Source organism: Pseudomonas sp. NFX15 (assembly GCF_049132105.1).
Lineage (GTDB): Bacteria > Pseudomonadota > Gammaproteobacteria > Pseudomonadales > Pseudomonadaceae > Aquipseudomonas.
In genome coordinates this window covers 88633-106330 of record NZ_JAFMPV010000011.1, presented here as the reverse complement: position 1 = coordinate 106330, position 17698 = coordinate 88633, and the positions used below count along the sequence as shown (strand labels likewise).

The following is a 17698-nucleotide window of genomic DNA, read 5'->3' as shown; positions in this document are numbered from 1 at the left end:
TCCTTGAGGTTAAGCCTGCCAAAACGCCGGAATCGACTAATCTGCTGGAGATAACAATAACGACAAGGTGATTGCAGTGAGGCAGACCACCGAAGGATTCCGCAGCCGTTACCGCGCGGCCATTCATCCGCTCTACAACCCTTGGCTGCACAGTGCTTTTGTCCTGTTGTTCGGGGCACTGGCGATCAGCCTTTTCTGGAGCAACGTGCATCAGATACAGCCAACGGAATGGCTGGCGGTACCCATCACGCTGCTGTTGTTCAACCTCGGCGTGTACCTGGTGCATCGTCATCTGGGGCATCACAAAAAGCGCTTCGCCCGGCTGTTTTATGCGCGCCACGCCGGCGACCACCACAGTTTTTTCGCCCCCGGCCATATGACCTATGACAGCGCCCGCGACTGGCGGGTGATTCTGTTTCCAGCGTGGCTGATCGTTTTGCACACCCTCGCTGTCGCCCTGCCGCTCTGGTGGCTGCTCAAGCAGCTCGATTCGAATGTCGCCGGTCTGGTTGGCGGTTTTCTGGTGCTCGGCTATCTGGCCTATGAAGTGTTTCATGCCTGTGAGCACCTGCCGCCGCACAATCCGGTCACGCGCTTGCCCTGGATCCGCCAGATGCGTCGGCTGCACGCACTGCATCACCGCCGCGAACTGATGCAGGAGCGAAATTTCAACATCGTTTTCCCGCTGATGGACTATTTGTTCGGCACCCTTTACTGGGAGCCGGAGACCGAACCGCTCAACCTGACGAGAACGCCCATGACCCGCATGCAGCATCAGATTGTCATCGCCGGACACCCGATCAACGTCCTGGCGTATGCCAGCACCGTGACCCTCTGGCCGCAATGGCATCCGTCGTCGCTGCGTATCGATGGGCCCAAAGGCCCGTTGCATGCCGGTGCACGTTTCGAGGAGGACATCCGCGCTGGCGGCCGTGACGGGCACTTGAGCTGGGAAGTGGCGGAGTACCTGCCTGGGCGGCGCTGGAGCGCGCGTGCCCAGGGCGATCATGGCCTGTCATTGGTGGTGACCTACGAATGCGATAGCGAAGGCAACGACACCCATTTCGTGCGCACCCTGGAGTATCAGTTCAGCGGCATCGCCATGCGAATGGCCAACCGCTTGCTGCTCAAGCGCCGCATCGATGCTGAATCGGCCGCGTCGCTGCAGGCATTGCGCGACATGGCGCAGAAATACCTGGCGGCGACAGGGGTCAGCGCGTGAGCAAAGCCCTTAAATGCGTACTGCTGATCATCATCGCCATCGGCGCTTTCCTGCTGTTGATGCCAACCAAGGTTCGGCCGGTGGCCTGGACGCCATCGCCGGCGCCGTCCCTGAGCAGCGGTGTCTACGCCGAGAATCAGCGACTCAAAGGCGTGGAGCGCGTCGGCGCCGCCAACATCGACGGACCGGAAGCCTTGTTGCTGGAGAACGACACGCTCATCACCGGCCTGCATGATGGTCGGCTGATTCGCACCAGCCTGGACGGCAACACCACCAAACTTCTGGCCCAAACCGGTGGCCGACCCCTGGGACTGGCCCGCCATCCCAATGGCCTGCTGGTGATCGCCGACGGCGTCAAAGGCTTGTTGTCACTCGATGCCCAAGGGCGTCTGGTGCCTCTGGCCACCGAGGCTGACGGTGTGCCCTTCGGTTTTACCGACGATGTGGCCATCGACAAGCCCGGCCACTTCGCGTACTTCAGTGATGCTTCCAGCCGCTTCGGTTATGGCCATGACGGCGACGCGATCATCGAACACGGCGGTGACGGACGCCTGCTGCGTTACGACTTCCAGACCGGCAAAACCACGATGTTGCTGGATAAGCTGGAGTTCGCCAACGGTGTGACGATGGGACCGGACGATGCCTATGTGCTGGTCAATGAAACCGGCGCCTATCGCATCAGCCGCTACTGGCTCAGCGGCCCCAAGGCCGGGACGCATGACCTGTTCATCGACAACCTGCCAGGCTTGCCGGACAACCTGTCGTTCAATGGTCACGACCGCTTCTGGGTGGCGCTGTATGCCCCGCGCAATGCCTTGCTCGACGCCACGGCGACTCGTCCCTTCGTGCGCAAGATGATCGTGCGGGCCATGACGGTCCTGCCCAAACCCGTGGAGAAACGCGGATTTGCCCTGGGCCTGGACCTTGAGGGCAAGGTCATCGCCAATTTGCAGGACGATAGCAAAGACAATTACTCCCCCATTACCACCGTGCGCGAATATGGTGAATGGCTGTATTTCGGCTCGTTGAAGGCCCGGAACATGGTGCGTTTGCCGTTAAGCAAGGCCCTGCAATGAAGCCCCTGTAGGGTCGACCTCGATGCCTTCATCCTCCGGCAGTCCGTCGATACCTGGCTCTTCCTCGGGGTTGGTCGTGGTGTGCTCCGGGCTCAGGGGTTCAGGATGGGTGGGGATCGGGTCGTAGCCACCCTGTTGTTCGCTGGGGTATTTGGGCTGGTTCATGAGGCACCTCGTTGAGAGCCGTAGGGTCGGTCTCTGAACATTCGAGGTGCCGTTTCTTTTTGCCGTTCCAACTATTCAGCCACCGGTCGTCGGTGGCCGGTTGGCTGGGGTCAGGACGCCGAGCCCAGTTGCCTGACGATCTTGTCCTTGACCAGCAAACGCGCCTCCTTGAGCTTCTTCACGGCATCATCGTTGGATTTCGCATCCTCTGCCTTGACCACCTCGGCATCCGCCTGGGAATACTTGTTAAGCAGCGAATCCAGTAACGGATCCTTGGAGCGTTTCTGCTGGATTTCTTCCTTTGAGCATTTCAGATCCTGATAAAGATCATGGGGCACCGGCATGGAACACCTCCGTTTGATGGGGACAGCGAAACGCGATCAATTGCGTTCACCAACTATCAGAATGGCCTCGGTTGGCCTGTTCTGTCGACCATCTGTCAGACCAGCGGTGTCCGTTCGTCGTCCGGTCGCAAATGCGATAAAACCTTTGTCCGCCTCGCACGCTCCACCGGTTAACGATCACGCGATCACCCGTGAAAACCGAGCGGAGAACACCAATGGACGGATTCAACTCGCGTCACCTGGCCCTGGCCATCGCCCTGAGCACGTGCATGGGCAGCGCATGGGCTGCCACTTCCAATGACTTTGTCGATAAAGCAGCGGCCGGCGGCATTGCCGAAGTCGAAGCCAGCCGGCTGGCCCTTGAAAAAAGCGCATCGGCCGACATCAAGGCATTCGCCAACATGATGATCAGCGATCATTCCAAGGCCAACGATGAACTGGCCGCACTGGCAAAGAAAAACGACATCGAAGTGCCGGACAGCACGACCCTGGTCAAACAGGCCAAGGAAAAAATCCTCGACATGCGCGACGAATCCTTCGATGCGGCCTACGCCAACAATCAGGTCAAGGCTCACGAAGAAACCATCGAGCTGTTCAAGAAAGAAGCCAATACCGTGACGGACGACCGGGTCAAAGGCGCCGTGGACCTCAAGGGCTTTGCGCAAAAAATGCTGCCCGCGCTGGAAAAGCACCTGGCCATGGCCAAGAAACTCCAGGCCGCCCACCCCGGCAAGTAACCGAGACTGCCATACCAAAGCCGCCTCCTGTGAGGCGGCTTTTTGTTGCCCGTGCAGCAAAAAACGCGCGTACGCCGCCCCAGCTCCTTCAGTTTCTGTGCAGCAGGCAGGAATTACTGCCGATACCTAACAACTATTTTTAACGGCAAATGTCACTGACTTTACGCCGATCATTTTTTGCGATATCGGCCCACACCTTCAAGGAGTTCAAGTCCCACGGCGGCATTGCACACCAGCACTCTCGATGCGATTAACAAAAACCAGGTCCAATTGCTTGCCGAATGGACCAACGGCCTGGAGCTGATCGACAGCGTCAAACTCGATGCCCTGATCTTCGGCGACAAACATGCGCACCGAGGGCGTGTCCTCGACGATCAGCACATGTTCGCCCGCGCCCTGTGGGTCGACGCTGCCCGGTTCGACCAGACTGGCCGTTGGGTCCGAACTGGCTGGCAGCATGATGGTCACTTCGGTGCCCCGTCGCGCCACGCTTCGGATGTGCGCATCGCCACCCGATTGCCGGGCAAACCCGTAGATGCTGGACAAGCCGAGCCCGGTGCCCTGGATCGGGTAGGCGTCGGCACCGGCATCGAGACCGGTGATGATGTCGCCGGTCTGGATCAAGGCGGCCGACACATGGATCACCGGCAGCAACGCGGTCGCCACGTCCGAGCGCAGTTCGCGCACGATGCCGACCCCGCTCATGTCCGGCAGATTGACGTCGAAGACCAGCACATCCAACACATTGGTCGCCTGACACACCGCCTTCGCTGGCAAGCCAGCTCCTACAAATGGTTCACCGCAAAACCTGCAGGAGCTGGCTTGCCAGCGAAGGGGCCGGCAGGTCGGGACATAGATGTGGCCTAGCCGTTCAGGACCGTGCGCACCATCTGCGTGAGCGCCTGCGGGTTGTAGGGTTTGCTCAACAGATGAGTATCGGGGCTGAGCTGGTGATTGCGCGAAATGATGTCGCGGGTGTGTCCCGAGGTGAACAGCACCGCCACCGGGGGATCCTGCACTTTTGCCCAGGCCGCCAGATCCGAACTCTTGATCAGGCCGGGCATGACCACGTCGGTGAAAATCAGGTCGACCGCCGCGCCTTCCAGCAACATTTGCATAGCGATATCACCATTGTTGGCCGTGAGGATCTGATACCCCTCCTCGCGCAACAACTCCACCACCGAGACCCGCACAGCCTCATTGTCTTCGACCACCAGGATGCGTTCGTGCCCGCCCCGTTGCGGGGCATCGACATTCTCGATTTCACTGGGTGCCGCACGCAAGGTCCGCGGGAAGTACAACTGCACCCGGGTGCCCTGCCCCACATCGCTGGCGATTTCGATATGACCGCCGCTCTGCTTGACGAAACCGAACACCATGCTCAAGCCCAGCCCGGTGCCCTGCCCGTCGGCCTTGGTGGTGAAGAACGGCTCGAACGCCTGGGCCAGCACCTGTGGCGACATGCCGACGCCGGTATCGGCCACGGATACCCGCACATAGTCCCCGGCGACAATACCCTTGCCGGCGCAAAACTGCCGATCGAGAACGATGTTTTCCGCACACAGGTCAATGGTGCCTTCACCTCGAAGCGCATCCCGGGCATTGATCGCCAGGTTGAGAATGGCATTTTCCAGTTGATTGCGATCGACAAACACATTCCAGGCATCGTCCGGCGCCGTCATGCGCACCTGAAGGGTTTCGCCCAAGGCGCGCAACAACAGTTCCGCCAGGCCATCAAATATCTGCTGCAACGTGAAGACCGCAGGCGACAACGGCTGGCGCCGGGCGAACGCGAGCAACTGCGAAGACAGCTTGGCACCGCGTTCGACGGCGGCAATCGACGCTGAGACCCGGCGCTGCACATTGGGGTTATTCGCTTCATGGCGCGCCAATAAGTGCAGGTTGCCGGCGATCACCTGCAACAGGTTGTTGAAGTCGTGGGCGACGCCGCCGGTAAGGCCGCCGATGGCTTCGAGTTTCTGTGATTGGCGCAATTGCTCTTCCGCCGCCAGCCGCGCCTCCACCTCATCCGCCACCCGCTGTTCCAGGTTGCGGGTAAACCTGAGCAGCGATTCTTCCGCCGTCTTGCGCTCGTGGATATCGATCAACACCCCGGGGAACCGAAACGCCTCGCCCTGTGCGTCGAACTCGCAGCAACCGCTGGCGAGTACCCAAAGATAACTGCCGTCGGGACGCTGGATCCGGTACTCGACGTTGTACGGCTCACCCGTCTCGACCGTCAGCGTAACCCGCTCGTTGACCCAGCCGCGGTCATCCGGATGGATTCGGCTCTCGGCAACGTCCTGAGAGAGGTTTTGCAGATCTTGCCCTGGCGGGTAGGAAAAGGTGCGGGCGAAGCGCTCATCACCCGAGAGCACATTGGCCTTGATGTCCCAGACGAAGGAGCCGAGCAAGGCACCGGCGTTCAACGCCAGGCGCACCCGTTCGTTGTCGGCGCGATAGGCGTCTTCAGCCGCCTGCCGCCGACGTTCGGAAATCACCCGTTCAGTGGTTTCCACCACCATGGCCATGACCCCGGCCGGGCGCCCGTCATCAGTGGCGACCGGGCTGTAATAGAGGTCGAGCCAGACATCCTCGGGGACGCCGTCGCGCAGCAACACCAGGGCTTTATTGCGATAGGACAAGGTGCCGCCCGCCAGGCAGGTATCCACCACGTGGCGATTGAATTCGGCGACTTCGGGCCAACCCAGCTCAACCGCAGAGCCGAGCAGATACGGATGGCGCCCACCGGCGAACTTAGAATAGGCGTCGTTGTAGATCATGTACCCCGCCTGCCCCCAAAGCATCACCATCGGCAGCGGCGACGCGAGCATCAACTGCACTGCGCTGCTCAGGCTCTTGGACCATGAATCAAGTGGGCCAAGTTCGGTCAGGCTCCAGTCGAACGCACGAATGCGCCCGGCCATTTCGCCACTCCACCCGGAACACCCGTGGCTATCCTTTAGAAACTGCATCGATTGGCTCAATCCCGGTAATTTTTACCCGTTTGTTTCGAGCATTCTGGACGCTATTCGTTTCATAGAGGTATAGCTGATTCTGAGGCTTCTTTGTCTAGTCGCAAATCTGTGATCAACAGAGCCCCCTCTGGGAGCTTGCCAGCGAAGGTGTCCGCAAGATCGGTGCAAGGCTCAAGATGGCTTTCGCCGGCAAGCCGGCTCCTACAGGACATGCTTGGGTTCAAGAAATGGCCATGCAGACCCGTTTATTGTAGGAGCTGGCTTGCCAGCGAAGGTGTCCGCAAGATCTGTTCAAGGTTCAAGATGGCTTTCGCCGGCAAGCCGGCTCCTACAGGGGATTCAATGGAAATCCCGGCTGCGCACGGTTATGCCGTCGAGCAATGGGCTCAAATCACTCATCCGCCCGGCGATCAGGTGCCGCACCTCGCCCTCCTTCTCCCAGCGGCCATCGACCTTGAGCAATTGCGAGCCGACCAGCACCGCGCGTTGGCGCTCGGCCAGGTCGCGCCAGACCACCACGTTGACGTTACCGAACTCGTCCTCAAGGGTGACGAACGTCACGCCGCTGGCAGTGGCCGGGCGTTGGCGGCCGGTGACCAGCCCGGCGACGCTGACCGGCCGACCGTGCTCGACGTCCAGCAACTCTTTCGAACTGCGACAACGCCGCGCCTTCAACTCAGCGCGCAACAGGGCCAGCGGATGCGGCCCGAGGGTGGTGCCGACACTGGCGTAATCGGCTTGCAGGTCTTCGCCCACGGTCGGCTTGGGCAACGCCACGGCACCCTCCTCCTGGCGCGGCAGGCCGGCAAACAACCCCAGCTGCTTTTCGACCCCGGCCACTTCCCAGCGCGCCCGATGGCGGTCGCCGGCCAACCCGCGCAATGCGCCGGCATCGGCCAGTTGCTCCTGGGCGCGGGCATCCAGCCGTGCCCGTTCGCCGAGGTCGGCGATGTCGGCAAACGCACCTTGCGAGCGGGCCGCCTCGATGCGCCGGGCATCGTCCTCGCGAAAACCCTTGATCATGCGCAGCCCCAAACGAATCGCCGGTTGCGCACCGGCAATCGGCTCCAGGCTGCAATCCCAGTCACTGGCGCGCACATCCACCGGGCGAACCTGCAAGTGATGACGCCGCACGTCCTGCAGAATCTGGTCCGGGTTGTAGAAGCCCATCGGCCAGCTGTTGATCAGCGCACAGGCGAAGGCCGCTGGCTCGTGGCATTTCAACCAGCAACTGGCGTAGGTCAGCAAGGCGAAACTGGCGGCGTGGGACTCGGGAAAACCATAGCTGCCAAAACCCTTGATCTGCTCGAAGATCTGCGCGGCAAATTCCGCCGTGTAGCCTTTTTTCTTCATGCCGGCGGCCAGCCGGTCCTTGTGCGGTTCGAGTCCTCCATGGCGTTTCCAGGCGGCCATGGACCGGCGCAACTGATCGGCCTCGCCGGGGCTGTAGTCGGCCGCGACGATGGCGATCTGCATCACCTGCTCCTGAAACAGCGGCACACCCAAGGTACGCTTGAGCACCTCGCGCAACTCTTCAGAGGGGTAGGATTCGAGTTCTTCCTTGTTTCGGCGACGCAGGTACGGATGCACCATACCGCCCTGAATCGGCCCGGGGCGAACGATGGCCACTTCGATCACCAGGTCATAGAACTTGCGGGGCTTGAGCCTGGGCAGCATCGACATTTGCGCCCGGGATTCGATCTGGAACACGCCGACGGTGTCGGCCCGGCCGATCATGTCGTAGGTGTCTGAGTCTTCGGAGGGCACCGTTGCCAGGCTCAAGTCGCGATTGCGATGACGGCGCAGCAAATCGAAACAACGACGAATCGCACTGAGCATGCCCAAGGCCAGGATATCCACCTTGAGTAGCCCGACCGCATCGAGGTCGTCCTTGTCCCACTGGATGATGGTGCGCTCGGCCATCGCGGCGTTTTCCACCGGCACGAGGTGGTCCAGCGGCTGCTCGGAAATGACGAAGCCGCCGGGGTGCTGGGACAGGTGCCGGGGGAAGCCGATCAGTTGCCGCGTCAAGCTCAACACCCGGCGCAGCACCGGGCTGTCCGGATCGAAACCGCCTTCACGCAAGCGCTCCACGGGGGGTGTTTCATCGCTCCAGTGACCACAGCAATCGGCCAGGGCGTTGATCTGGTCCGGCGGCAAACCCAGGGCCTTGGCCACATCGCGCACCGCACCGGCCGCATGGTACGTGCTGACCACCGCCGTCAGCGCCGCACGACGGCGACCATAGCGCTGGAACACGTACTGCAAGACTTCTTCGCGGCGTTCGTGCTCGAAGTCCACATCGATATCCGGTGGCTCGTTGCGCTCCTTGGAGAGAAAGCGTTCGAACAACATGTTCATCCGCTCGGGGTCGATCTCGGTGATGCCCAAGGCGAAACACACCGCCGAGTTGGCCGCAGAGCCTCGACCCTGGCAGAGAATTTTCTCGCGCCGGGCGAAGGCGACGATGTCCTGGACGGTCAGGAAATAACTTTCATAACCCAGCTCGGCAATCAGCCCGAGTTCCTTGTCGATCAGCCCGCGAACCTTGTCGCTGGTACCTTCCGGCCAGCGCTCGCGCATGCCGCGCTCGGTCAGCTCCCGCAGCCAGGATTCTGCACTGTGCCCTTGGGGCACCAGTTCGCGGGGATATTGATAACGCAACTGGCCCAGATCAAAGGTGCAGCGCCGGGCGATGTTCAGCGTTTGCGCGAGCAAGTCTGGCGGATACAGGGCCTGCAACGCATCGAGTCCACGCAGGTGCCGCTCGCCATTGGGGTGCAGGCGCAACCCGGCATCGGCCACCGGCAGGTGATGACGGATCGCGGTCATGGTGTCCTGCAAGGCCCGGCGACCGCGCGCGTGCATGTGCACATCACCGCTGGCCACGGCGCGAATCCGCAGTTGCGTGGCCAGGGCCAGCAGATCGTTCAGGCGCTGGGCATCGTCCTGACCGCGATGCAATTGCACCGCCAGCCACAGGCGCTCGTCAAACACCTGCTTGAGCCAATGGCCCTGCGCAAAGGCATCGACCGCGTCCGGCACCCACAACGCCGTCAATCCCGGCAGCGGCTCGCTAAAATCCTCGCGCAGCACCTGATACTGGCCTTTCTGCGTGCGCCGCCGGGCGCGAGTAATCAACCCGCACAATGCCTGGTAACCCTCCAGGTTTTCCACCAGCAACACCAGTTTCGGACCGTCCTCGATGCGCACTTCGCTGCCAATGATCAGCGGCAACTCCACGGACTTTGCCGCTTGCCAGGCGCGAACGATGCCCGCCAGGGTGCATTCGTCGGTGATCGCCAGGGCTTGATAACCCTGTTTTTTCGCACGCTGGAACAGTTCGAGGGCACTGGAGGCACCGCGCTGGAAACTGAAGTTCGACAGGCAGTGCAATTCGGCATAGTCGAGGCTCATGCGAACCAGCCCTGCAACCACAACGGGCCGTCCTCACCGACCGCCCGATAGGCCCAGCCCTGCTGGCCGGCACGGGTCTCGATCAGGTAATAGTCGCGGCGTACGTCGTCGCCGTCCCACCAGCCGGACTCGATACGCTCCGGCCCCATGAGGATGCGCGCCGAGCCCTGCTGCACGGCCAATGGTTCGGTCAGCAGCCAGCCCGGCCGTTTCACTGCGCTCAGTGCCGCGCAAGGCTGGCTGTCGGCGCGGGCCTGCCACGCGCACTCAGGGCGGTGGTCGGCCTGGAAGCGCAAGCCATGCACCGCGTCATCCCCCAGCCGCGCTCGCAGGCGTTCGCGCAGTTGCTCCCAAGGCAAGGACTGCTGCGGACGGTCATCGAACAGTTCCTGATGCTGGGGTACGAAGGTCGGCAAGTCTTCGGCGCGCAGGCGAAAGCCGCGTACCGGTGCCTCGACCTGGACCTGCTCCAGCCGGCCACGGGCCAGCTCGAAGAGCATCGCCGGATCGCGCTCGGCACTGAGCAGGCCGACCTTGATGACCGTATCGGGCAACCCGGCATGCTCCAGATGCAGGTCGAAGCGTTGAACACCGCTGTCGCGCCCGCAAAGGAACGCCGACAGGTCACCGGTCAAGCGGCGCAACGGGAACAGCAAGGCTTGATGGGACTGCACATCGAAATTCAGTTCGATGCGCACATCAAAGCGGTCCGGCGGCAGGTAGAACGCCAACGCCAGCCGCCGCTGGCCGAGCAAGGTATCCAAGTGCTTGAGTACCTGGGCCTCGAAACGCCGGGCCAGGCTATGGCGGGGCAACGCCTGCACCTGGCCCAGGGTGCGCAACCCCATGCGCGACAACGCGATGGCCACTTGAGCGTCGAGGCCGATCCGGTCGACAGGCATTTGCCCCAGGTGATGCTGCAAGGCTTGCTCGTCCGGCACCACCAGGCCGTCATAGGCGTTGGCCAGCACTCGCGCCGCCACCGGGTTGGGGGCGGCCACGATGCGATGGCGAAAACCCAGTTCGCCGAGTTCATGGCGCAGGCGTGTCTCGAATTGTGGCCAGGCGCCGAACAGGCCGAGGCTGGATTCGATCTCGAACACCACGGCGCGGGGGTAATGCACGCTGACCTGGGAACTGAAGCGATAGGCCCAGGCGGCGAGGAACTGCTGCCAGTGATCGATTTCGCTGGCGTCGTATTCAGCCGTGGCAAAGCCCTTGCTCAGGGCTTGCGCCGCGCTCATGGACTGGCCGGGGCGCAGACCCAGCGCCCGCGCCGCGCCGTTGACGGCCTGCAGCACCCGACGCTGGGCCGGACCGGTCAGCAACGCCAGCGGTTCATCGGGATCAGCGCGCTGACGCAGTACCGCGTCCAGCGCCAATTGCGGGAAAAGGATACAGACCCAGCGCATGGCAACCTCAATGCCCCACGGCGAAGGCAATCGGCGCCGAACGGGCCAGGCCGCCGCGGCACTTGAGCACGCGCAGTTGCGCCGGTTGCGCATCGATGGCAATGCGCAGGGCCGCTGGCGAAGGGTTGATCGCTTCACCGAGGGGGCGATAGGCGAAGGCCAGGGTCTGACCGGTTTCCGCCGCCACCTGCAAGCGGCGCAAGGCGCGGTCATCGGCCTTGTGCGGCCAACACAGCACCGCGCCGCAACTGCCCGAACGCAGGCATTGTTCCGCCGCCCACAGGGCATCGCGCTCGCTGGCCCGAATGATCGACAACTGCCGCAGGTCGACCCCGGCACCCTGCCACGCCTGGGGATACGGCACGTAAGGCGGCGCCACCAGGACGATGCGTTCGCCCGCTGCCGACAACCGCGCCAGCGTCGGCCATACCAGTTGCAACTCACCCACGCCCTGCCCGGCCAACAGGATTTCCGTCAGCGCTGCCTCTGGCCAGCCACCGCTGGGCAGTGCGGCGTCCAGCGCGGCATGCCCGGTGGGTTGCGGGCTGGCAGTCGGCGGCGCAGGCCGGCCCTTCCAGACCTGGCCGCCATTGAACAGCGTATCCAGCGCGACGACGGCCCCCATCAGCCTTGCCTCACCAGGCCACAGAACACGCCTTCGATGGCCAGGTCCCGGTCGGCTTCGACAATGATCGGCTGGTAAGCAGGGTTGCGCGGCAGCAGGCGCACCACATCGCCAACCCGTTCGAAGCGCTTGATGGTGACTTCACCGTCGAGCCGCGCCACGACGATCTGGCCGTTGAGCGCCTCGGGATTGCGGTGCACACCCACCAGGTCGCCGTCGAGGATGCCGTCCTCGATCATCGAATCGCCGCGGACCCGCAACATGTAGTCCGGCACCCGCGAGAAGATCGACGGATCGAGCAGCAAGCGGCTATGGACCTCCGCATCAGCCCCAATCGGCGCACCGGCCGCGACCCGACCGAGTACCGCAATGTCCAGCAGCTCGGGGCGTGGCGGTTGCCCAAGCAGGCGGATGCCCCGGGCCTGGTGAGGGTTGACCTCGATAAAACCGGCTTCGGTCAGCGCCAGCACATGCTTGCGCGCCACGCTGCGGGAGGCAAAACCAAAGGCCTCGCTGATTTCAGCGAGGCTCGGGGACTGACCGTGCTCGGCGATGCGATCGCGGATAAAAGTCAGGATGGCGGTACGGCGGGGAGTGAGAGTCGTCATGGAGTACATTTGTACTCTTTTGTTTTTTACCTGGCAAGGACCGCCAGTCACCTGCCGAATGGATCACCTGTAGGAGCAAGCGCTCGCGATGAGGCCCGGTCAGTCGACACACCTGTTGAATGAAAGACCTTCGCCAGCAAGCTCGCTCCTACAGGGATCAGGCCAGGCCGCAGAGGTACGCCCACGGATAAATCCCGCGCTCATGACCATCACTGAACACCAGTTGCAGGCCATAACCCTGCGGGTTGAGTTCGATCACCTGCACCCGATCATCGACCAGCGGCGTCAGCCCCCGCAGACGAAAGGCCCGGCACTGCGAGCACGGGCACTGGCGGCGCAATTGGGCATGGTTCAATACCTGTTCGCGCCCATCGGGCCAATTCAGGCGCAATTGCTGCTTGCTGCGGGAATTGCCCACCGCCAGCGGGCTCATTGCAACTGACTCAAGGCAATGCGCACGGATTTACGCACTTCCGGGTCACCATCGTCTTGCGCGGCGGCCAAGGCCGGGATGGCGCGCGGGTCGTTCAGTTCACCCAGGGCCAGCGCGGCTTCCTTGCGCAGGTTGCTGATGCGATGGCCGAGGGTGTCGATCAACGCTTCCAGTGCCGGTACAAATCGCAGGCGACCGAGACTGCGGGTAGCGCGCAGGCGCACTTGCCAGTAATCGTCGCCCAAGGCGTCGACCAGGGCCGGGCCGGCGTCGAGGTGACCGACCTTGCCCAGCGTAGTGGCGGCTTCTTCGCGCACTTGCCAGGCCTCGTCGCGCAAGGCCTGGCGCAGGGCCGGCAGCACTTGCGCGTCAGACGCCAGGCCCAAGGCCCCGGTGGCAGCGCGGCGCACTTCGGTGTCCGGGTCATCGCTGGCCAACCGCGCCAGTGCCGGCAAGGCATCGAGCTGCTTGAGCCAGCCGAGCACGCCCACCGCTTCGCGGCGCACACTGGCGCTTTCATCGGCCAATGCAGCGACAGCCGCCGAGGCGGCATCAGGGCAACGCAACTCACGCAAGGCCCTGAATGCAGCGATGCGCACACCCGCGTCGGCATGTCCGGTCGATGGCAGGATCACCCGCCCGGCCGCTTCGCTCTTGAGCAGGCTGAGGCTTTGCGCAGCAGCGGCTTGCACCGTTGCCGAGGGGTCGGTCAGTGCCTGGCACAACGCGGCAACCACCGGCTCGTCCTCCCAGGCTTCCAGCAACCGTGCGGCTTCGGCACGGACCTCTTCAGCGGGATCGTCCGCCAGCCGATTGATCAACCACAGCAGACCGTCTGGTTCCTCGAGATCGGCCAGCTCGATCAGCGCGATCCGGCGCACGCCCGGGTCGTCATCGGTCAGGCGGGGTTGCAGGGCCAGGATGTCAGCGTTATCGGTTACATCGAATAGAGAGGTCATAGGGCAAACCGTGGCAATTTGTTTTCAGGGGGAAGTCCGAGCGGGTTCAGACGCGGCAGTTGCCGGCCGTCTTCGTGCCGCAGGAGTTCGAGGCAATGGCGCTTGAGGTGCGAGAATTCAGCGCTGGTCACCAACTCGGTGCTGCGCGGCCGGGGGAAGTCCAGGCGCAGGTCTTCGATGATCCGTCCGGGGCGTGAACTCATGACCAGCAAGCGGTCGGCGAGGAACAGCGCTTCGTCGATGTCATGGGTGACAAACACCACGGTGGTGCGGATGCGCGTCCAGATGTCCAGCAACAGTTCCTGCATGTTCAGCCGGGTCAGGGCATCGAGGGCGCCGAAGGGCTCATCCATCAGCAACAGGCGCGGACGGTTGACCAGCACCCGGGCGATTTCCACCCGTTGCTGCATGCCGCCGGAGAGCTGGTCGGGCCAACACTCGGCAAAATCTTCAAGGCCCACTAGCGCTAGAATTTCATCGGCGGCCTTGTGCCGTTCGACCTTGCCGACGCCGCGCATTTTCAGGCCGAAGGCCACGTTGTCGCGCACCGTGCGCCACGGAAACAGCGTGTGCTGCTGGAACACCATGCCCCGCTGGGGCGAGGGCCCGGTCACTGGCGCGCCATCCACGTTCAAGCTACCGGTGCGCGGTTGCAGGTGGCCGGCGAGCGCGCCGAGCAATGTGGACTTGCCGCAACCGGACGGCCCGAGAATGCACACGAACTGCCCCGGTTCGATCTGGCAATCGAGCCCTTGCACGGCTTCAAAGGCCGTGTCGCCCTCGCCCAGGCTGATCGACAGCCCGTGAATATCGATGCGCCCTTGCAGGTGTTGAAAAACGCTCATCAGGCTTTCCCTCGTGGTCGGTGCCAAGGCGTAAACAACCCGCCCAGGCGTTTGATCAACAGGCTGCTGCCCATCCCGAGCACGCCGATCAGCAACATGCCGACGACGATGTCGGCGTAGTTCTGGATGGTGTAGGACTCCCAGGTGTAATAGCCGATACCGAATTGGCCGGAGATCATTTCCGCCGTCACCAGGCAGAACCACGAGGAGCCCATGCCGATGGCCAGGCCAGTGATGATGCTCGACGCGGCGCCCGGCAGAATCACTTCCTGCAGAATTGCCCGGCGCCCTGCCCCGAGGCTTTTGGCCGAGGCGATCAACCTTGGATCGACGCCTTCGACGCCGTGCACGGTGTTGAGCAGGATCGGGAACAGTGCGCCGGTGAACGTGATGAACACCATCGACAGTTCCGAGGAAGGAAACATCAGGATCGCCAGCGGAATCCACGCCACGGCCGGGATCGGCCGCAGCACTTCCAGCGGTGGCAGCAACAGGTCTTCGGCCCATTTCGAGCGGCCGATGGCCAGCCCCAGGGCGACGCCGATGATCAGCGCCGCGAGGTAACCGGCGAACACCCGGCCAAGGCTGCTGTACAAGTGCTGCGCGAGCTTGCCCGAGTCACCGAGGCTGAGGGCGGCTTCAACCACGGCCAGCGGGGTCGGGACGTTGGCGAAAGTGACGAGGCCAAGGTTCCAGTGGTGGCTAGCGGCGAGTTGCCAGAACAGCAGGCAGAGCAGCAAGGAGGCGGCCCTGGGAATCCAGCGTGAATAGGATCGGTACACAATGCTTCCTCTCAACCAAAAACCTGTAGGAGCCGGCTTGCCGGCGAAAGCGGTGGGTCAAACAACATCGATGTCGACGGGACTGGCCTCTTCGCTGGCAAGCCAGCTCCAATTACAGGGCATTGCGGTGGTATGACGGTTAGCGAACGGCCACGGCTTGAGTCGTCGCATCGGTAAAGTCAAAGACCTTGCCGCCCTGCGCCGTCGCAAATTGCTGGGCCTGGCCTTTGAGCAGGAACGCACTCAACCGCCCCTTGGCATCACTGGCAAACCACGCCTGGTCCGCCAGCAACTTGATCCCGCTGTCACTGGCCTGGGCATACACGGCGCGGATGTTCTTGCCTTCCTGCTTGAGGGCCGCCAGCGCGGTGAACGCCGCTTCTGCCGAGGCGTACTGGCGGACTTTCGGTTCGCCACGCACCCAGATTTCCGCCACGTGGCTGAAGTCAGTGATGGCTTGGCCGCTTGCTGCATCAACGGCCTTGAGCGGCGCCTGCTGATAATTGGCAAGTTGTGCGCTGTAGTCCAGGTTGGAGGCCTTGAACGCGGCGCGGATGTATTGGTCGTCGATGAAGTGGTCGAGATCGAGACCGCGATCGGCCTTCTTCAACAGCTTGAGGGTGTCGATGGCAGTGCCCACGGCCTGGCGGTATTCCGGCTTCCAGCTCAGGTCGCGCGTCTGCACGCCGAGCGGGCCATGGAACAGGTAATTGACCTCGGCATCGACGCCGGTGACCTTGGCGATCAGCTCGCTGTACTTCTCCGGTTCAGCCGCCAGCAACTGGTTGGCTTCCAGGCTCGCCCGCAGGTAAGCGACGACGATTTCCGGGTACTTTTTCGCGTAGGCCTGATCGACCAGCGCACCGTGGAAGGTCGGTGCATCGGCCTGGGAGCCGTCATAAATCTTGCGGGCGAAACCACGGCTGGGGAACAGTTCGGCGAACGGTACGAAGTCGGCGTGCGCGTCGATCTTGCCGGCTTGCAACGCCGAGCCGGCGACTTCCGGTGGCTGGGCGATGATGTTCACATCCTTGAGCGGGTCCCAACCCTGGGCCGCCACGGCGCGCAACAACATGCCATGGGCGGTGGACGCGAACGGCACGGAAATGGTCTTGCCTTTGAGCTCCGCCAGCGACTGCACGCCCGACGCGCTCGGCACCACGATGCCGTTGCCGCTGCCCTTGATGCTGCCCGACAACACGCTGATGAACAGGCTGTGCTTGCCCGCAGTTTCGAACGCCACGCCGTTGAACGCGCCGGGAAAATCGGCCATGGCGCCAAAGTCGAGCTTGCCGGCGACCATCTCGTTGGTCAGGGGCGCGCCGCTGGTGAAGTTCTTCCACTGCACGTCGTACCGGGCGTCTTTGTATGGGCCGTCGTGGGGCAGGTACTTGTCCAGCAGGCCCAGTTCGCGAATCAACAGGCCACCGGCGGCGCAGTTGATGGTGGTGTCCTGGGTGCCGATGGCAATGCGGATGGTTTCGGCCGAGGCCGACAGGGTGAAGGAAGCCAGTACCAGACCGGTCAAAGCTGCACGCAACATCATGAGTGTTTCCCCTCGAATCATTTATTGGCTGTTCGTCTCCGCCACGATCAGGGCGTGGTGGGAAACGAGGGGTGGTTTTGAATCAGGCGTCCGGGGGTGGCCGGATGGCATTTTTGCGTTGTTTGGGCTGGCCTCTTCGCTGGCAAGCCAGCGCCTTCATTTTCTTGAAGCCCTGCACAAACCACTGTAGGAACCGGCTTGCCGGCGAAAGCGGTGTGTCAGGCACAACAATGTTGAATTTGAAAAGGCCTTCGCTGGCAAGCCAGCTCCTACAAAAGCGGTTATCGCAATAAGTACGGGATGTCGACTTTCACGGCGCCTGTCGGGCAGTCCTTTTCACAGGGCATGCAGTACCAGCATTCGTCGAACGCCATGTAGGCCTTTTGCGTGGCCGGGTTGATCGCCAGCAGGTCCATCGGGCACACGTCGACGCACACGGTGCAGCCTTTGTGGGCGATGCATTTGTCTTCATCGACCGTCACGGGAGCGTTGGAACGGAAGAATATTTCCTGGGGTTGATAGGCCATTTCGGTCTCTCTGTGTGTAAGG

At 62.7% G+C, this 17698-nt stretch carries 16 protein-coding genes and 1 pseudogene; 3 read left to right on the top strand and 14 right to left on the bottom strand.

Features of this window, described 5'->3' with window-relative positions:
• Positions 1–76 precede the first annotated feature (76 nt).
• Together J1D76_RS14285 and J1D76_RS14280 are read left to right on the top strand one after the other, a co-directional pair.
• Positions 77–1222: a sterol desaturase/SRPBCC family protein gene (locus tag J1D76_RS14285; protein ID WP_421138921.1), complete on the top strand. Its 1146-nt coding sequence runs from the start codon at positions 77–79 to the stop codon at positions 1220–1222.
• Complete coding sequence (locus tag J1D76_RS14280) at positions 1219–2298, top strand: SMP-30/gluconolactonase/LRE family protein (protein WP_421138920.1); 1080 nt, start codon at positions 1219–1221, stop codon at positions 2296–2298. The genes J1D76_RS14285 and J1D76_RS14280 overlap by 4 nt, the downstream gene beginning before the upstream one ends.
• Here the strand turns inward: J1D76_RS14280 and J1D76_RS14275 are convergent.
• Both J1D76_RS14275 and J1D76_RS14270 read right to left on the bottom strand, forming a co-directional pair.
• Positions 2278–2463, bottom strand: a complete 186-nt coding sequence (locus J1D76_RS14275; RefSeq protein WP_421138919.1) for a hypothetical protein — start codon at positions 2461–2463, stop codon at positions 2278–2280. The two genes, J1D76_RS14280 and J1D76_RS14275, sit on opposite strands and share 21 nt — an antisense overlap.
• A 110-nt stretch (positions 2464–2573) precedes the next feature.
• On the bottom strand, positions 2574–2807 hold the full coding sequence (locus J1D76_RS14270; RefSeq protein WP_421138918.1) for a hypothetical protein: 234 nt from the start codon (positions 2805–2807) through the stop codon (positions 2574–2576).
• Between the two features lie 215 nt (positions 2808–3022).
• Between J1D76_RS14270 and J1D76_RS14265 the strand changes: the two genes are divergently transcribed.
• Positions 3023–3544, top strand: coding sequence for a DUF4142 domain-containing protein (locus J1D76_RS14265; RefSeq protein ID WP_421138917.1), 522 nt, complete (start codon positions 3023–3025; stop codon positions 3542–3544).
• Between the two features lie 333 nt (positions 3545–3877).
• On the opposite strand, the pseudogene J1D76_RS14260 reads toward J1D76_RS14265, so the two are convergent.
• From J1D76_RS14260 to J1D76_RS14205, 12 genes and pseudogenes are all read right to left on the bottom strand, one after another.
• Positions 3878–4108: pseudogene (locus tag J1D76_RS14260) on the bottom strand (hybrid sensor histidine kinase/response regulator); the annotation flags it as partial.
• 299 nt (positions 4109–4407) lie between these two features.
• Entirely contained in the window at positions 4408–6519 is a 2112-nt protein-coding gene (locus tag J1D76_RS14255) for an ATP-binding protein (RefSeq protein WP_421138916.1), read from the bottom strand.
• 342 nt (positions 6520–6861) lie between these two features.
• Positions 6862–9960, bottom strand: a complete 3099-nt coding sequence (locus tag J1D76_RS14250) for an error-prone DNA polymerase (RefSeq protein ID WP_421138915.1) — start codon at positions 9958–9960, stop codon at positions 6862–6864.
• On the bottom strand, positions 9936–11351 hold the full coding sequence (locus J1D76_RS14245; protein ID WP_421138914.1) for a Y-family DNA polymerase: 1416 nt from the start codon (positions 11349–11351) through the stop codon (positions 9936–9938). Before J1D76_RS14245 ends, J1D76_RS14250 begins: the two co-directional genes overlap by 25 nt.
• 7 nt (positions 11352–11358) lie before the next feature.
• A complete protein-coding gene (gene imuA, locus J1D76_RS14240; protein ID WP_421138913.1) occupies positions 11359–11976 on the bottom strand; it encodes a translesion DNA synthesis-associated protein ImuA in 618 nt (205 codons plus the stop codon).
• Positions 11976–12593, bottom strand: coding sequence for a transcriptional repressor LexA (gene lexA / locus J1D76_RS14235; protein ID WP_421138912.1), 618 nt, complete (start codon positions 12591–12593; stop codon positions 11976–11978). Before lexA ends, imuA begins: the two co-directional genes overlap by 1 nt.
• Positions 12594–12741: 148 nt before the next feature.
• Entirely contained in the window at positions 12742–13017 is a 276-nt protein-coding gene (locus J1D76_RS14230) for a DUF971 domain-containing protein (protein ID WP_421138911.1), read from the bottom strand.
• On the bottom strand, positions 13014–13976 hold the full coding sequence (locus tag J1D76_RS14225) for a HEAT repeat domain-containing protein (RefSeq protein ID WP_421138910.1): 963 nt from the start codon (positions 13974–13976) through the stop codon (positions 13014–13016). The genes J1D76_RS14230 and J1D76_RS14225 overlap by 4 nt, the downstream gene beginning before the upstream one ends.
• The gene (locus J1D76_RS14220) at positions 13973–14821 is read right to left on the bottom strand and encodes an ABC transporter ATP-binding protein (protein ID WP_421138909.1); all 849 of its coding nucleotides are present in this window, start codon (positions 14819–14821) and stop codon (positions 13973–13975) included. Before J1D76_RS14220 ends, J1D76_RS14225 begins: the two co-directional genes overlap by 4 nt.
• Positions 14821–15603, bottom strand: coding sequence for an ABC transporter permease (locus tag J1D76_RS14215; RefSeq protein ID WP_421138908.1), 783 nt, complete (start codon positions 15601–15603; stop codon positions 14821–14823). Before J1D76_RS14215 ends, J1D76_RS14220 begins: the two co-directional genes overlap by 1 nt.
• Before the next feature lie 139 nt (positions 15604–15742).
• Positions 15743–17149, bottom strand: a complete 1407-nt coding sequence (locus J1D76_RS14210; protein WP_421138907.1) for an ABC transporter substrate-binding protein — start codon at positions 17147–17149, stop codon at positions 15743–15745.
• Between the two features lie 281 nt (positions 17150–17430).
• Positions 17431–17676 carry a 4Fe-4S dicluster domain-containing protein gene (locus J1D76_RS14205; RefSeq protein WP_085725661.1) on the bottom strand — a complete coding sequence of 82 codons (246 nt, stop codon included), beginning with the start codon at positions 17674–17676 and terminating at the stop codon, positions 17431–17433.
• Between the last annotated feature and the right edge of the window lie 22 nt (positions 17677–17698).

Excerpts from the sequence above, each read along its gene's own strand:
- J1D76_RS14230 (WP_421138911.1), bottom strand. The coding sequence starts at position 13,017 with ATGAGCCCGCTGGCGGTGGGCAATTCCCGCAGCAAGCAGCAATTGCGC.
- J1D76_RS14265 (WP_421138917.1), top strand. The coding sequence starts at position 3,023 with ATGGACGGATTCAACTCGCGTCACCTGGCCCTGGCCATCGCCCTGAGC.
- J1D76_RS14255 (WP_421138916.1), bottom strand. The coding sequence starts at position 6,519 with ATGCAGTTTCTAAAGGATAGCCACGGGTGTTCCGGGTGGAGTGGCGAA.
- J1D76_RS14275 (WP_421138919.1), bottom strand. The coding sequence starts at position 2,463 with ATGAACCAGCCCAAATACCCCAGCGAACAACAGGGTGGCTACGACCCG.
- J1D76_RS14210 (WP_421138907.1), bottom strand. The coding sequence starts at position 17,149 with ATGATGTTGCGTGCAGCTTTGACCGGTCTGGTACTGGCTTCCTTCACC.
- imuA (WP_421138913.1), bottom strand. The coding sequence starts at position 11,976 with ATGGGGGCCGTCGTCGCGCTGGATACGCTGTTCAATGGCGGCCAGGTC.
- lexA (WP_421138912.1), bottom strand. The coding sequence starts at position 12,593 with ATGTACTCCATGACGACTCTCACTCCCCGCCGTACCGCCATCCTGACT.
- J1D76_RS14220 (WP_421138909.1), bottom strand. The coding sequence starts at position 14,821 with ATGAGCGTTTTTCAACACCTGCAAGGGCGCATCGATATTCACGGGCTG.
- J1D76_RS14245 (WP_421138914.1), bottom strand. The coding sequence starts at position 11,351 with ATGCGCTGGGTCTGTATCCTTTTCCCGCAATTGGCGCTGGACGCGGTA.
- J1D76_RS14270 (WP_421138918.1), bottom strand. The coding sequence starts at position 2,807 with ATGCCGGTGCCCCATGATCTTTATCAGGATCTGAAATGCTCAAAGGAA.
- J1D76_RS14205 (WP_085725661.1), bottom strand. The coding sequence starts at position 17,676 with ATGGCCTATCAACCCCAGGAAATATTCTTCCGTTCCAACGCTCCCGTG.
- J1D76_RS14225 (WP_421138910.1), bottom strand. The coding sequence starts at position 13,976 with ATGACCTCTCTATTCGATGTAACCGATAACGCTGACATCCTGGCCCTG.